Origin of the sequence: Sinorhizobium medicae, from assembly GCF_007827695.1 — a bacterium.
Classification (GTDB): domain Bacteria; phylum Pseudomonadota; class Alphaproteobacteria; order Rhizobiales; family Rhizobiaceae; genus Sinorhizobium; species Sinorhizobium medicae.
On sequence record NZ_VITA01000009.1, the window covers coordinates 22842 to 36390 of the forward strand.

Here is a 13549-nt window from a genome sequence, read left to right on the forward strand (position 1 = left end):
CCGGCCGATGGGAGCCAGCCGGATATCAAAATCTCGCCCCCGCTTATGCCGCGCCGCTTACGGCTTGTCCAGTGATTCCGCCCTCAGTCACCTGCATCTTGACGCGATTCGACCGCACAAGAAGATCCCCGTCGAGGTCAGGAGAGACGCTTTTCGAGGATGATCGCCGGTATGCCGGACTGTTCGTCGCCGCAACTGGACGTTTTCGCGACTTCCGCAAATCCATGCGCCTGATAAAAGGCGAGCGCGTGAAGGTTTTGCGGCTCTACCTCCACCAGCATGCATTCCGCATCGGGGAAGCAGGTCTCAAGCTCCGCAAACATATCGCGTCCGACACCACGACGTTGGAATCTGGGCAGGACATAGAGCTGGTGCAGAACGACCGTCTTTTGCAGCGACTCCGACATGGCGGCATAGCCCATGCCGGCAAGCTCGCTGCCGGTGTCGGCGACGACGAATTCGGAATGTTTGCGCTGCAGCCGGGCTCGAAGAGCATCTATGGAATGCCACTTCGCCGTCAGCTCCTTAACCTTTTCGACACCGTAGAACGTGTCGTAGGTTGCATGCCACGTCTCGGCGAGCAGAGCGCGAACCTTATCGAGGTCGCGCTCGCCTGCGGTACGGACGAAGAACACCGTCATTCCTCGAATCCGAGCTTGGACTTTACGAGCGCCTGCACCGCCTGCGGGTTGGCCTTGCCGCCGGTCGCCTTCATCACCTGCCCTACAAACCAGCCGGCAAGCGAGGGCTTCGCCTTCGCCTTTTCCACCTGGTCGGGGTTGGCTGCGATGATCTCGTCGACGGCCTTCTCGATCGCACCGGTATCGGTTACCTGCTTCATACCACGGCTCTCGACAATCTGCGCCGGATCGCCGCCCTCGTTCCAGACTATTTCGAAGAGGTCCTTCGCAAGCTTGCCGGAGATGGTCCCATCCTTGATGAGATCGATGATGCCACCAAGCTGTGCCGGCGAGACGGGCGTTCCCTCAATAGGCTTTCCAGCCTTGTTCAGCGCGCCGAGAAGGTCGTTGATGACCCAGTTCGCCGCGGTCTTGCCGTCGCGACCAGCTGCCACGGCCTCGAAGTAGTCGGCGATCGCCTTTTCCGACACGAGAACGGACGCGTCGTAGACGGACAGGCCGAGATCTCTGACGAAGCGCTCCTTCTTGTCGTCCGGCAACTCCGGCAGGTGTGCCTTCAGCGCCTCTACGAACGCATCGTCGAATTCGAGCGGCAGCAGATCCGGGTCGGGGAAGTAGCGGTAGTCGTGCGCATCTTCCTTCGACCGCATGGAACGCGTCTCGCCCTTGCCCGGGTCGAAGAGACGCGTTTCCTGATCGATTGCCCCACCGTCTTCAAGGATGGCGATCTGGCGACGGGCCTCGTATTCGATCGCCTGACCGACGAAGCGGATCGAGTTGACGTTCTTGATTTCACAGCGCGTGCCGAATGCTTCGCCGGGGCGGCGAACGGAGACGTTGACGTCCGCGCGCATCGAGCCCTCGTCCATATTGCCGTCGCAGGTGCCGAGATAGCGCAGGATCGAGCGAAGCTTCGTGAGATAGGCCTTCGCCTCGTCCGACGAACGCAGATCCGGCTTCGAGACGATCTCCATCAGCGCAACACCCGAGCGGTTGAGATCGACATAGGACATGGCTGGATGCTGGTCGTGCATCGACTTGCCGGCATCCTGCTCCAGATGCAGACGCTCGATGCCGATCTCCACATCTTCGAAATGGCCCTGGCGGTCCGGTCCGACGGAGATGATGATCTTGCCTTCTCCGACAATCGGGTCCTTGTATTGCGAGATCTGGTAGCCCTGTGGCAGGTCCGGATAGAAGTAGTTCTTCCGATCGAAGATCGAACGATTGTTGATCTTTGCCTTCAAGCCGAGGCCCGTGCGCACGGCCTGCTTGACGCATTCCTCATTGATCACCGGAAGCATGCCGGGCATTGCAGCATCGACAAGCGAAACGTTGGCGTTCGGCTCGGACCCGAACTCGGTCGATGCACCGGAGAACAGCTTCGAATTGCTCAGCACCTGCGCATGGACTTCCATGCCGATGATGACCTCCCAGTCGCCGGTGGCGCCCGGAATGAAGCGTTTCGGATCAGGAGTGCGGACGTCGACGATGCTCATGTCATGCTCTTCTTTGAGGCCTGAATTCGTGGTTTCTCGGTAGAGCAATTGGCCACTGGGTGCAAGCTTGTAAGGGGCGGCCGCGTATCGGGTGCCGGGCGATCACGGTTCTTGTCCTCGCCCTTGCAACCTTGACGTTTGCGCGGCGATCTCCTAAAAACGCCGCGTCCGACAGGAGCTTTTATGTTCAACCAGTCTGAGTCCCGGTAAGGGCCCTGCCCGCTTTCACTGAATAGCGTGCACGGGCCGAAAACGTGAACCCCCGCCGATCACGTCGTGATTTGCGGAACGTTTTCTTGCGTTCTCACGAATGCCATTCCGGAATACTCGACCCATGGACATTTCGCGCGCCGAACAGCGCATACTTCATCATTTGGCCCAGGGCGGCCGCATCGAAATCACCCGCGAGGGTAAAACCATTACTGAAATTCGCTGCTTTACGAGGGACGGCTGGGTTTACCCTGGCGTCGATCTCGAACTCTTTCGCAAGCTGAAACGAAAAAGAGCGATCCGCTCGTCCGCCGGTAAGCCCTACCGCATTACCGAACGCGGGCTGCATCTGGTCAGATCGGAACTCAACAACCGTTGAGCCGGCGATCCAATGGGATACCGGAGATCTCGTCTCCGGTATCCCAGACCAGGGCTGGCCGTCGCGGCGGGATTACCGCCGGCTTATGGCCGCCCTGCGCGGTCACCACCATTTGGAGGGCGTGAAGCGGCCAGCCGCCTGCTCGATGACGTGAGCCGTCTTGAACAGCGTTTCTTCGTCGAAGGGTTTGCCGATGAGCTGCAAACCGAGCGGCAACCCCTTGTGATCGAGCCCGCCCGGCACTGCGATGCCCGGAAGCCCGGCCATGTTCACCGTCACGGTAAAGATGTCGTTCAGATACATCTTCACCGGGTCTGATGCGAGGTCTTCATCGGCGATGCCGAAGGCGGAGGACGGCGTGGCCGGCGTCAGGATAGCATCGACGCCGGCGTGGAAGGCGAGTTCGAAGTCGCGCTTGATCAGGGTGCGGACTTTCTGCGCGCGAAGGTAATAGGCATCGTAATATCCCGCAGAGAGAACATAGGTGCCGATCATGATGCGGCGCTTGACCTCTTGCCCGAAGCCCGCCGCCCGCGTCTTCTCGTACATGTCGACGATGTCCTTGCCGTCGACGCGAAGGCCATAACGAACGCCGTCGTAGCGCGCGAGGTTGGACGAGGCTTCGGCTGGAGCGACGATGTAGTAGGCGGGCAGCGCGTATTTGGTATGCGGCAGCGAGATATCGACGATTTCGGCGCCGGCGTCCTTGAGCCAAGCAACGCCCTGCTGCCAGAGCGCCTCGATTTCCTCGGGCATGCCTTCGACGCGGTATTCCTTCGGGATCCCTATCCGCATGCCCTTGATCGACTGGCCGATCGCCGCTTCGTAATCCGGCACCGGCAGATCGACGGATGTCGTATCCTTCGGATCGACGCTCGCCATCGACTTCAGGAGGATCGCGGCATCGCGCACGTCGCGAGCGATCGGGCCCGCCTGATCGAGCGACGACGCGAAGGCGATCACGCCCCAGCGCGAGCAGCGCCCATAGGTCGGCTTGATGCCGACGGTTCCGGTGAATGCCGCCGGCTGGCGGATGGAGCCACCGGTGTCCGTCGCCGTGGCTCCGGCGCACAGGCGTGCAGCGACCGCAGCCGCAGAACCGCCGGAAGACCCGCCCGGAACCAGGTCGAGATTGGATTCCTTGGCACGCCACGGGTTCTTGACCGGCCCGTAATAGGAGGTCTCGTTCGACGAGCCCATCGCGAACTCGTCCATGTTCAGCTTGCCGAGCATGACGGCGCCGTCGTTCCACAGGTTCTGGGTGACAGTTGATTCATAGTGCGGCCTGAACCCGTCGAGTATATGGCTGCACGCCTGCGTATGGAGGCCCTGCGTGCCGAAGAGATCCTTGATCCCGAGCGGTATACCCTCGAGCGCACCCGCCTTGCCGGCCCCGATGCGCGCGTCAGAGGCTTTTGCCATCTCGCGTGCCTTATCGGGCGTGACCGCGATATAGGCGTTGATCGTCTCATTGGCTGCCTCGATCGCGGCAAGATAGGCGTCGGTCAACTCGACCGCGGTGATTTCCTTGTCGGAAAGCTTCGCGCGGGCTTCTGCGATCGTGAGGCTCGTAAGGTCGGTCATGGCGTATTTGGACTTTCGCAATCGGGACGACTGGGCGGGCGGCGGACGGTTACTCGACCACCTTCGGGACGACGAAGAAATTGCGGTCCGAATTGGGTGCATTGGCGACAATGTCGGCCGCCTTGTCGCCATCTGCGACAACGTCCTCGCGCTTCTTCATCGTCATAGGCATCACCGATGTCATCGGCTCGACTCCGTCGACATTCACTTCGGAAAGCTGCTCGACGAAGCCCAATATACCGTTGATCTCGCTCGTCATCCGCTCGGCTTCCTGGTCGCTGACGGCGATGCGGGCAAGGCGCGCGACGCGCTTGACGGTGGCAAGGTCTACGGACATGGCGGTCTCCGGTATCGCAAAGTTTCCCCCGCTATAAAGGCGAGACGCCGGGCACGCAACGGGGGAATAGCGCAGAGACTGGAGCGGCGTGCCGTTTACGCGTTCACGATGCCGCCGACCTCGGGCGTGGCGACGAGGGTCGAGGCGCCGTCCATGCCGGCCACGAAGGTCTCCGGGGTCTGGTCGATGATCGGAAAGGAACCATAATGGCAGGGGATGGCCGTCGCGAACTTGAAGTAGCGTTGGCATGCGAGCGCCGCCACCGCACCACCCATGGTGAAACGGTCGCCGATCGGCACGATGCCGATTTCCGGCTCGTGCAGTTCCTGAACGAGCGCCATGTCGGAAAAGATGTCCGTGTCTCCCATATGGTAGAGCGTCGGCTCGTCGTCGAAATGGAGAACGAGACCATTGGCATTGCCGAGCGAATGGGAAACGCCATCCTCGGTTATCTGGGCCGACGAATGCAAAGCGTTGACGAAAGTGGCGGAAAAGCTCCCGAGACGAATGGTCCCACCGGTATTGCCCGGCTCCAGTTTCGCCACGCCCTGACGACCGAGCCACATGCAGAGATCAAAATTGGCAAGAACCGTTGCGCCGGTTTCCTTGGCGATCGCGACGGTGTCGCCGACATGGTCGCCATGGCCGTGCGTGAGCAGGATGTGGGTCAACCCCGCCGTAACCGCCCTGCGCTCGCCATCCCTAAAAGCCGGATTGCCGGTGAAAAACGGATCTATCAGTATTTTGGCTTTCGCCGTTTCGACGTGGAAGGCGGAGTGCCCCAGCCATTTGATTTTCATGATCTTCTCCTCAGATCGCGAAGTACCGGATCTTTCCGGCCACAAATTGATCGATTTATCTGTAGGACAAGCATATGGATCAGGCCAGCGCAGTGGAAAGATCGAATCGGTAAATCCCATGGCTATTCTTACGATCGAGGAACTGGCCGAACGGTTGCCGCCATACCAGGCGGTGGCGGGCCTGGACCTCGGAACGAAAACGATCGGCCTTTCGGTTTCGGATCTCGGGCGGCGCTTTGCGACGCCGCGTGACGTGATCCGCCGCGTCAAGTTCGGCATCGACGCGCAAGCGCTCCTCTTTTTTGCGGAAAAGGAAAAGGTCGCGGCCTTCGTTATCGGCCTGCCGGTCAATATGGACGGCTCGGAGGGGCCGCGCTGCCAGGCGACCCGTGCATTCGTACGCACGATGGGGGAAAGGACGGATATTCCCTTCGTCCTCTGGGACGAGCGTCTGTCGACGGTCGCCGCGGAACGGGTGTTGATCGAGATGGACGTCTCCCGGAAAAAGCGAGCCGATCGCATCGACTCGGCCGCCGCATCCTTCATTCTTCAGGGAGCACTGGATAGATTGGCATTGCTGGCGAGAGGCGCTTCCGGCGATCGCGACGCGCCGTAATGCCGTCGGTACCAGGCTGTGATCTGCCTCCGCTTTCTCATTGCGACAAGGCCGAAGACGATGAGGCTGTCGATGATCATGGCGCGGGCGACGAGCGGCGGAATGGTTTCCGGCGGCATCCCGAGGATATGCCCATAGACGCGAAAGACGAGGTCATGCGCCTCGCGCGTCAGCATGAAGATGCCGAAGCTCATGTCGTAGTAGGAGAGCCCGTACCAGCCGGTAAGCAGCGTCACGGGACCGCCCCAGAGGATCAGCAGCCACTTCATGAAGCACTCCCCTCCGCCTGCTGGCCGCGAACGCGTGGACCTATCGCGCGATCAAACACGACGAATGCGGTCAGGACGGCAGCGAGGGTCGCTATGTCGAGCGCCAGGCCGGCAAAAAAGATCACCATGATGATCAACAAGGCAGTTCTCACCAACCGCTCCATTCGTAAAAATCGCACCGCCAGTATCTCCGGTGGAGAGGCCGAAACGCAACGTAAACCCTTTGTTAAGGTTAATATTCAGCGTCGCTCCGGCTTGTGGCCGCCGGTTCAGCGCACTACAGCAATCTGAGCGTCCGGCAAGACGCAGCCGTACCGCATGCGCGAACCGTCCTCGAGCTGGAGCCCTGATGACCATCGTCTTCGAAAGCATTCTGCCGGTCTTCCTGCTCGTGCTCCTCGGGGTCGCGCTCCGCCGGTCGACACTTGTCGACCAGGGCATGTGGGTCGGGCTCGAACAGTTCGGCTATTATTTTCTCTTCCCCGCCCTGCTCTTCTCGACTTTGGCGAAGGCTGATCTGGCGGGATTGGAGGTCGACGCGACGGCAGTTGCGACTGTCGGTAGCGTGACATTGATGTCTGCGGCCCTTCTCTCGACCTGGCCCCTCCTGCGTAAGGGCGGGATTCCGGCCGCCACCTTCACATCGATCTTTCAGACGGCCACGCGCTGGAATGCTTTCATTGCACTGGCGGTCGCCGAAAAACTCTTCGGTGCGATCGGCCTCAGTCTGACGGCCCTCATAATGGCGCTGCTCATCATCCCGATCAATTTCTTCAATATTGCTGTTCTGACCTGGTTCGGCGGCGCCGGCCGCGGAATCGGGTTTTTCTTTTTGAAGATCGTCACCAATCCGCTGATCATCTCTTCGGCGCTCGGAATAGCATTCAATCTTACCGGCCTTGAGCCCTATGACCCGGTGATGACGGCGATCGATATGCTGGCGAGCGCCTCGCTCGGGCTCGGGCTGATCCTGGTCGGCGCCGGGCTCAAGGTCGCCGACACCCTGACGCCGAGCGTGCCCGCACTTCTCGCGGTCGCCCTAAAGCTGATCGTCATGCCAATGTTCATGGTCGGTGGAAGCGTGCTCCTCGGCATACGGGGCGATGCCCTGCTCGTCATCGCCGTGGGCGCGGCCGTCCCGACCGCCATGAACGGCTATCTCCTGGCCAAGCAAATGGGAGGTGATGCAGGGCTTTACGCTTCCGTCGCGACGATCCAGACCGCGGCTTCGTTCGTGACCATACCGCTCGTGCTTCTCATTACCGGCTATGTTGCGGCCGGATAAAGCAAATCGAGGACGTAGGCCGAATCGAAACGCGAATCGAGCATGCCGTAAGTCGAGCGCCAGCCCGCGGCGAGGCGGGATTCCAGGAACGCATCGGCGATGCGCCCCGCCCCGAGCCTGTAGAGCTCGGCGGCAGCCGCGGCCAGCGCAAGTTGCTCGACCAGCATCCGCGCGGCGCCTTCGTCACGCTCGCAGAGCGACATGGCGGCACGCAGAACTTCAATCGTCTTTCGCCCGGCGGGACCGAGATCGCGGCCGATCGTTGCGAAGAGCTGCTCGAACAGTTCCTTCCGTCGCGAAAGTACCCGCAGGACATCGAGCGCCATGACGTTGCCGGACCCTTCCCATATCGCATTGACCGGCGCTTCGCGGTAGTGGCGGGCAAGCGCCCGCTCCTCGACATAGCCATTGCCGCCCATGCACTCCATGGCCTCGTAGATCAGCGCGGGGGCGATCTTGCAGCACCAGTATTTCGCAACCGGCGTCATGATACGGGCGTAGGCAGCATCCTCCGCGCTGCTATGGGCATTGTCGAAAGCTTCGGCAAGCCGGAACGACAGCGCGCTTGCAGCTGCGACATCCAGAGCCATGTCGGCAAGCACCCTGGTCATCATGGGCTGGCTGACAAGCGCCTTGCCGAAGACCTTGCGACCGCGTGTATGATGCACCGCTTCGGCGAGCGACGCGCGCATCATACCGGCCGAGGCGAGCGCACAATCGAGCCGGGTCAGCGTCACCATATCGAGGATCGTGCGAATGCCGGCATCCGGCGCTCCGAGCAGGAAGCCGAAAGTATCCGAAAACTCGACCTCGGAGGATGCATTCGACCGGTTGCCGAGCTTGTCTTTCAGGCGCTGAAAACGCAGGCCGTTCGCCCCTCCGTCCTCCAGCAGCCGCGGGACCAGGAAGCAGCCGAGCCCCTCCCGGGTCTGCGCCAGCATGACGAAGGCATCACTCATCGGCGCGGACATGAACCATTTGTGTCCCGTGAGGCGATAAATGCCCTCGCCCACGCGTTCGGCCGTGGAGGTATTGGCGCGCACGTCCGTGCCGCCCTGCTTCTCGGTCATGCCCATGCCGATCGTGACGGCGGATTTCTGCATCCACGGCCGGTTGGTCGAATCATATTTGCGCGAGAGGATCTTCGGCGCCCATTCCTTCTGGACGGCGGGCGATGACGTGATCGCCGCGACCGATGCGCTGGTCATCGTCAGCGGGCATAGATGGCCACATTCGAGCTGCGCCGTCAGGTAGAAGCGGATTGCCCGAACCTTGTGCGAACGGCCGCGCTCATCGGGCAGGTTCTCCCAGGCTGAGGAATGCAGCCCCGTCGTCATGGAGCGGCGCATCAGCGCATGCCAGGCGGGATGGAACTCGACGACGTCGAGGCGCTCGCCGCGGGGCCCGTGCGTCTTCAGTTTCGGCACCCCTTCATTGGCCATACGGGCCAATTCCTGTGCCTCGGGCGAAGTCACGTAACGCCCAAGTCCATCGAACTCGTCGCGTAGCGACTTCGGCATACTGGAGGTGATGTCGACCACCAGCGGGTCGGAGCGAAAGGCATTGACACCGGACCAGGGCTTAGGCTGGTTCAGTTCTGCAAGTTTCTGCTCGGTCCGGTTCATCTGATTCATGGGCCGGTTCTAGCGCAAGTTTCCGAGGCGCGAAACAGGGACGCCTGGGCGACGCAAGTTTTCTTCCAAACGGGAGACCGGCGCTTGCCGCCCGGTTTTCTTTGGAAGAGGTGGCGCGGCGCTTGCCGCGCCGGGGGCCACGTTCTATAGAGCGACCCGAATTCCAGAAATGCAAGGGCGGCCCATGATCACCTTCCCGCATCGCCACCTGCTCGGCATCAAGGGGCTAACGGAACAGGATATCACGCTCCTGCTCGATCGCGCCGATGAAGCCGTCAAGATCTCTCGTCAGAGAGAGAAGAAGACCTCCTCGCTGCGCGGGCTGACGCAGATCAATCTTTTCTTCGAGGCCTCGACCCGGACGCAGTCGTCTTTCGAACTCGCCGGAAAGCGGCTCGGGGCCGATGTCATGAACATGTCCGTGGGCAACTCGTCGGTCAAGAAAGGCGAGACGCTCATCGATACGGCGATGACGCTGAACGCCATGCATCCCGATGTGCTGGTCGTCAGGCACTCATCGGCGGGGGCTGCCTCGCTTCTCGCCCAGAAGGTCTCCTGCTCCGTCGTCAATGCCGGCGACGGCCAGCACGAGCATCCGACGCAGGCGCTGCTCGACGCGCTGACGATACGGCGTGCCAAAGGCAAGCTCTCGCGGATCATCGTGGCGATCTGCGGCGACGTGCTGCACTCGCGCGTCGCCCGTTCCAATATCCTGCTGTTGAACCAGATGGGCGCGCGCGTGCGCGTCGTTGCGCCGGCAACTCTGCTTCCCGCCGGCATCGCCGAGATGGGCGCGGAGGTCTACCACTCCATGGCTGAAGGCCTGAAGGATGCCGACGTGGTCATGATGCTGAGGCTTCAGCGCGAGCGCATGGCCGGCTCCTTCGTGCCTTCGGTGCGCGAATACTTCCATTACTACGGGCTCGACGCCGAAAAGCTGAAGGCTGCCAAGGACGATGCGCTGGTGATGCACCCAGGACCGATGAACCGAGGGGTCGAGATCGCCTCGGAGATTGCCGACGGTCCGCAGAGCGTCATCGAACAGCAAGTCGAGATGGGCGTCGCCGTACGGATGGCGGTGATGGAAACATTGCTACTTTCCCAGAACCAGGGGCCGCGCGTATGACCAGACCACTCGTTCTGCAAAACCTGCGCATCGTCGATCCTTCGCGAAGCCTCGACGAAAACGGCACCATCATCGTCACAGACGACGGCCGCATTCTTGCCGCGGGAAAAGATGCCCAGAATCAGGGCGCACCTGCGGGCGCCGTCGTCAAGGATTGCGCCGGCCTCATCGCTGTCCCTGGGCTGGTCGATGCGCGCGTCTTTCTCGGAGAGCCAGGCAGCGAGCACCGGGAGACGATCGAATCGGCTTCGCGCGCGGCGGCGGCCGGCGGCGTGACTTCGTTCATCTCCATGCCCGATGCCGAACCCGTGATCGACGAGATCGCGCTCGTCGAATTTGTACAGAAGACCGCCCGCGACAAGGCACTCGTCAATGTTTATCCGGCCGCGGCGCTGACCAAGGGCCTGCTCGGAAAGGAAATGACCGAGATCGGACTGCTTCGCGATGCGGGCGCCGTCTGCCTTACAAACGGGCGGCAGCCGGTCCACGACACGCTCGTGCTGCGCCGCGCGATGACCTATGCGCGCGAGTTCGGCGCAGTCGTCGCGCTCGAGACCCGCGACAAATATCTCGGCGCCAACGGCGTCATGAACGAAGGATTGCTGGCGAGCTGGCTCGGCCTTCCGGGCGTGCCGCGCGAAGCCGAAATCATTCCGCTCGAGCGCGACCTCCGCATAGCGGCCTTGACGAAGGCGGCCTACCACGCCGCGAAGATATCCGTTCCGGAATCGGCCGCATGCATCCGCGTTGCCAAAGAGAGCGGCAGCAGCGTTACCAGCGGTATCTCGATCAACAACCTGACGCTGAACGAGAACGACATCGGCGAATACAGGACCTTTTTCAAGCTCTCGCCGCCCTTGCGCACCGAGGATGATCGTGTCGCGATGGTCGAGGCACTCGCCAGTGGCACGATCGACATCATTGTTTCCTCCCATGATCCGCAGGATGTCGATACCAAGCGCTTGCCTTTCGCGGACGCCGCAGATGGGGCGATCGGCCTCGAAACGCTGGCGGCCGCGGCGCTCAGGCTCTATCACAGCGGACATGTTCCGCTGATGCGGCTGATCGATGCTTTATCGACCCGCCCGGCCGCGATCTTCGGCCTCGACGCCGGAACGCTGAAGCCTGGGGCGCGAGCCGATATCGCCGTCATCGATATCGACGAGCCCTGGGTTCTCCACAAGGAGACACTCGTCTCGCGCTCGAAGAACACGCCTTTCGAAAATGCACGCTTTACCGGACGGGTCGTCCAAACTTATGTTGCGGGCGAACTCGTGCACTCGGCATAGCCGGCGCGGCTCAACGGAAGGGGGGACCGGTGGACATATTTTCCTGGCAGTTGGGGCTGCCTTCTACGCTCGCATGCCTTGTTTTCGGTTATCTGCTGGGCTCGATCCCATTCGGCCTCATTCTGACGCGAATGGCGGGCCTCGGTGATGTGCGCAAGATCGGCTCCGGCAATATCGGTGCGACCAATGTGCTTAGAACCGGCAATAAGAAGCTTGCGGCCACCACGCTGCTGCTGGATGCGCTGAAGGGGACGGCGGCTGCAGCGATCGCGTCCCTCTGGGGAGTAGAGGCAGGCATGGCCGCCGGGCTGGCCGCCTTTCTCGGGCACCTTTTTCCGGTCTGGCTTTCCTTCAAGGGCGGCAAGGGCGTTGCGACCTATATCGGAGTTCTGCTCGGCCTCGTGCCGGTGATGGTGCTTCTTTTCGCCGCCGCCTGGCTGGCCGTCGCGAAGATCTCCCGCTATTCCTCTCTTTCGGCGCTCGTCGCCACCGCCATCATTCCCGTCGCACTCTATGCGACCGGCAACGGCAAGGTGGCCCTGCTCTTTGCAGTCATGACGCTTATCGCCTGGGTCAAGCACCGCGCCAACATCCAGCGACTCATGAGCGGGACCGAAAGCCGGATCGGGGAAAAGGGCTGATGCCGCAAGGGGGCGCTCGTGGCGCCGTGGTTGCGCTGACGGAGCGGCAGAAGATCGCCTGGCTGCGGCTGATCCGCAGCGACAATGTAGGCCCCGCGACCTTCAGAGATCTGATCAACCATTTCGGCACTGCCGAGGCGGCGCTGGAGGCGCTGCCGGAACTCTCGCGTCGTGGCGGGGCGGAACGGTCCTTTCGTGTCGCCACAGTGGAGGATGCGGAACGTGAACTCGAAGCCGCATACCGGTTCGGCGCAGTTTTCGTGGGCATCGGCGAGCCTGAATATCCGGATGCGCTCAGGCAGATCGACGGCGCCCCGCCGCTTGTCGCGACGAAGGGTGACCTCAAAGCCACGGCCCGCCCCTCGCTCGGTATCGTCGGTTCGCGCAATGCTTCGGTTAGCGGCGCGAAATTTGCTGCCATGATCGCCCGCGATGCCGGCGCTGCCGGATATGTCATCACGTCCGGTCTAGCGCGCGGCATCGACACCGCCGCCCACCGCGCAAGTCTGAGGACAGGCACGATCGCGGTGCTCGCCGGTGGCCTGGACCGCCCTTATCCGCCGGAAAACATCGGACTGCTGCAGGAGATCGTCTCCGGCGGCGGGCTGGCGATCAGCGAGATGCCGTTCGGCTGGGAGCCGCGTGCCCGCGATTTCCCGAGACGCAACCGGCTTGTCGCAGGAATTAGCCTCGGTGTTGCCATCGTCGAGGCCGCCAACCGGTCGGGTTCTCTCATCACTGCGCGTTATGCCGCGGATTTCGGGCGGCTGGTCTTTGCCGTCCCCGGATCGCCTCTCGATCCGCGTTGCCACGGCACAAACGACCTCTTGAAGCAGGGGGCGACCGTCACGACCTCCTCGGCGGACGTGATCGAGGCGCTGGCGCCTCTCAGCCGCGACGATCTTTTCTCGCGGCTGCACGTCAACGAACCCGCGCTCGAGGAACTTCGGCCGGTACCGCGAGCGCCGGACGACAGCGATCGATCGCGCGTCGTCGAAGCGCTCGGACCGACGCCGGTCGAGATCGACGACCTCATTCGACATACCGGGCTCGCCGCACCGCAGATCCATCTGGTCCTCGTGGAACTCGACCTTGCCGGCCAGCTCTGCCGGCACGGGGGCAATCTGGTATCCATTGCGACCGCCGAATGACGGTGAATTTTTGCCGATCCACAGGGGCAAATATGGTGGCAAGAACGACGACCACCGGTTGAGCCGATTCGAATGTTGCCGCTTGGTT

At 62.0% G+C, this 13549-nt stretch carries 15 protein-coding genes; 7 read left to right on the forward strand and 8 right to left on the reverse strand.

The genetic code is table 11. From position 1 onward, the window contains the following. Positions 1–137: 137 nt before the first annotated feature. Both FB009_RS16625 and gatB read right to left on the reverse strand, forming a co-directional pair. Complete coding sequence (locus FB009_RS16625; RefSeq protein WP_024311644.1) at positions 138–635, reverse strand: GNAT family N-acetyltransferase; 498 nt, start codon at positions 633–635, stop codon at positions 138–140. Between the two features lie 2 nt (positions 636–637). Next, positions 638–2140: an Asp-tRNA(Asn)/Glu-tRNA(Gln) amidotransferase subunit GatB gene (gatB, locus tag FB009_RS16630; protein WP_011975137.1), complete on the reverse strand. Its 1503-nt coding sequence runs from the start codon at positions 2138–2140 to the stop codon at positions 638–640. A 334-nt stretch (positions 2141–2474) separates the two neighbouring features. On the opposite strand from gatB, the gene FB009_RS16635 reads away from it, so the two are divergent. Next, a complete protein-coding gene (locus FB009_RS16635) occupies positions 2475–2729 on the forward strand; it encodes a YjhX family toxin (protein ID WP_024311645.1) in 255 nt (84 codons plus the stop codon). Between the two features lie 102 nt (positions 2730–2831). Here the strand turns inward: FB009_RS16635 and gatA are convergent, their stop codons facing one another. From gatA to FB009_RS16650, 3 genes are all read right to left on the reverse strand, one after another. Further along, positions 2832–4313 carry an Asp-tRNA(Asn)/Glu-tRNA(Gln) amidotransferase subunit GatA gene (gene gatA, locus FB009_RS16640; protein WP_011975135.1) on the reverse strand — a complete coding sequence of 494 codons (1482 nt, stop codon included), beginning with the start codon at positions 4311–4313 and terminating at the stop codon, positions 2832–2834. A gap of 49 nt (positions 4314–4362) precedes the next feature. After that, on the reverse strand, positions 4363–4650 hold the full coding sequence (gene gatC / locus FB009_RS16645) for an Asp-tRNA(Asn)/Glu-tRNA(Gln) amidotransferase subunit GatC (RefSeq protein WP_011975134.1): 288 nt from the start codon (positions 4648–4650) through the stop codon (positions 4363–4365). A gap of 95 nt (positions 4651–4745) precedes the next feature. After that, positions 4746–5450 carry a metal-dependent hydrolase gene (locus tag FB009_RS16650; protein ID WP_011975133.1) on the reverse strand — a complete coding sequence of 235 codons (705 nt, stop codon included), beginning with the start codon at positions 5448–5450 and terminating at the stop codon, positions 4746–4748. 118 nt (positions 5451–5568) lie between these two features. Here FB009_RS16650 and ruvX point away from each other — a divergent pair, with 118 nt between their 5' ends. After that, a complete protein-coding gene (gene ruvX / locus FB009_RS16655; protein ID WP_024311646.1) occupies positions 5569–6066 on the forward strand; it encodes a Holliday junction resolvase RuvX in 498 nt (165 codons plus the stop codon). Here the strand turns inward: ruvX and FB009_RS16660 are convergent. Together FB009_RS16660 and FB009_RS16665 are read right to left on the reverse strand one after the other, a co-directional pair. After that, on the reverse strand, positions 6000–6335 hold the full coding sequence (locus FB009_RS16660; protein WP_011975131.1) for a DUF6105 family protein: 336 nt from the start codon (positions 6333–6335) through the stop codon (positions 6000–6002). The genes ruvX and FB009_RS16660 overlap by 67 nt on opposite strands. Then, positions 6332–6487: a hypothetical protein gene (locus tag FB009_RS16665; protein ID WP_192923580.1), complete on the reverse strand. Its 156-nt coding sequence runs from the start codon at positions 6485–6487 to the stop codon at positions 6332–6334. The genes FB009_RS16660 and FB009_RS16665 overlap by 4 nt, the downstream gene beginning before the upstream one ends. A 197-nt stretch (positions 6488–6684) precedes the next feature. On the opposite strand from FB009_RS16665, the gene FB009_RS16670 reads away from it, so the two are divergent. Further along, positions 6685–7620 (forward strand): AEC family transporter, encoded by a 936-nt coding sequence (locus FB009_RS16670; RefSeq protein ID WP_011975129.1) that lies wholly within the window; start codon positions 6685–6687, stop codon positions 7618–7620. Here the strand turns inward: FB009_RS16670 and FB009_RS16675 are convergent. Beyond that, a complete protein-coding gene (locus FB009_RS16675) occupies positions 7602–9254 on the reverse strand; it encodes an acyl-CoA dehydrogenase family protein (protein ID WP_011975128.1) in 1653 nt (550 codons plus the stop codon). The two genes, FB009_RS16670 and FB009_RS16675, sit on opposite strands and share 19 nt — an antisense overlap. Positions 9255–9438: 184 nt before the next feature. Here FB009_RS16675 and FB009_RS16680 point away from each other — a divergent pair, with 184 nt between their 5' ends. Genes FB009_RS16680 through dprA form a run of 4 tightly spaced genes read left to right on the forward strand, consistent with a single transcriptional unit; the run spans position 9439 to position 13461 of the window. After that, positions 9439–10380, forward strand: coding sequence for an aspartate carbamoyltransferase catalytic subunit (locus tag FB009_RS16680; RefSeq protein ID WP_011975127.1), 942 nt, complete (start codon positions 9439–9441; stop codon positions 10378–10380). Then, positions 10377–11669: a dihydroorotase gene (locus FB009_RS16685; RefSeq protein ID WP_011975126.1), complete on the forward strand. Its 1293-nt coding sequence runs from the start codon at positions 10377–10379 to the stop codon at positions 11667–11669. The genes FB009_RS16680 and FB009_RS16685 overlap by 4 nt, the downstream gene beginning before the upstream one ends. 29 nt (positions 11670–11698) lie before the next feature. Further along, positions 11699–12310 (forward strand): glycerol-3-phosphate 1-O-acyltransferase PlsY, encoded by a 612-nt coding sequence (gene plsY, locus FB009_RS16690; RefSeq protein ID WP_011975125.1) that lies wholly within the window; start codon positions 11699–11701, stop codon positions 12308–12310. Further along, positions 12310–13461 carry a DNA-processing protein DprA gene (dprA, locus tag FB009_RS16695; protein ID WP_018011506.1) on the forward strand — a complete coding sequence of 384 codons (1152 nt, stop codon included), beginning with the start codon at positions 12310–12312 and terminating at the stop codon, positions 13459–13461. Before plsY ends, dprA begins: the two co-directional genes overlap by 1 nt. Positions 13462–13549 lie beyond the last annotated feature (88 nt).

Coding starts and splice junctions, on each gene's coding strand:
- ruvX (WP_024311646.1), top strand. CDS start 5,569: ATGGCTATTCTTACGATCGAGGAACTGGCCGAACGGTTGCCGCCATAC.
- FB009_RS16660 (WP_011975131.1), bottom strand. CDS start 6,335: ATGAAGTGGCTGCTGATCCTCTGGGGCGGTCCCGTGACGCTGCTTACC.
- FB009_RS16635 (WP_024311645.1), top strand. CDS start 2,475: ATGGACATTTCGCGCGCCGAACAGCGCATACTTCATCATTTGGCCCAG.
- FB009_RS16680 (WP_011975127.1), top strand. CDS start 9,439: ATGATCACCTTCCCGCATCGCCACCTGCTCGGCATCAAGGGGCTAACG.
- gatA (WP_011975135.1), bottom strand. CDS start 4,313: ATGACCGACCTTACGAGCCTCACGATCGCAGAAGCCCGCGCGAAGCTT.
- gatB (WP_011975137.1), bottom strand. CDS start 2,140: ATGAGCATCGTCGACGTCCGCACTCCTGATCCGAAACGCTTCATTCCG.
- FB009_RS16650 (WP_011975133.1), bottom strand. CDS start 5,450: ATGAAAATCAAATGGCTGGGGCACTCCGCCTTCCACGTCGAAACGGCG.
- FB009_RS16685 (WP_011975126.1), top strand. CDS start 10,377: ATGACCAGACCACTCGTTCTGCAAAACCTGCGCATCGTCGATCCTTCG.
- gatC (WP_011975134.1), bottom strand. CDS start 4,650: ATGTCCGTAGACCTTGCCACCGTCAAGCGCGTCGCGCGCCTTGCCCGC.
- FB009_RS16675 (WP_011975128.1), bottom strand. CDS start 9,254: ATGAATCAGATGAACCGGACCGAGCAGAAACTTGCAGAACTGAACCAG.
- FB009_RS16670 (WP_011975129.1), top strand. CDS start 6,685: ATGACCATCGTCTTCGAAAGCATTCTGCCGGTCTTCCTGCTCGTGCTC.
- dprA (WP_018011506.1), top strand. CDS start 12,310: ATGCCGCAAGGGGGCGCTCGTGGCGCCGTGGTTGCGCTGACGGAGCGG.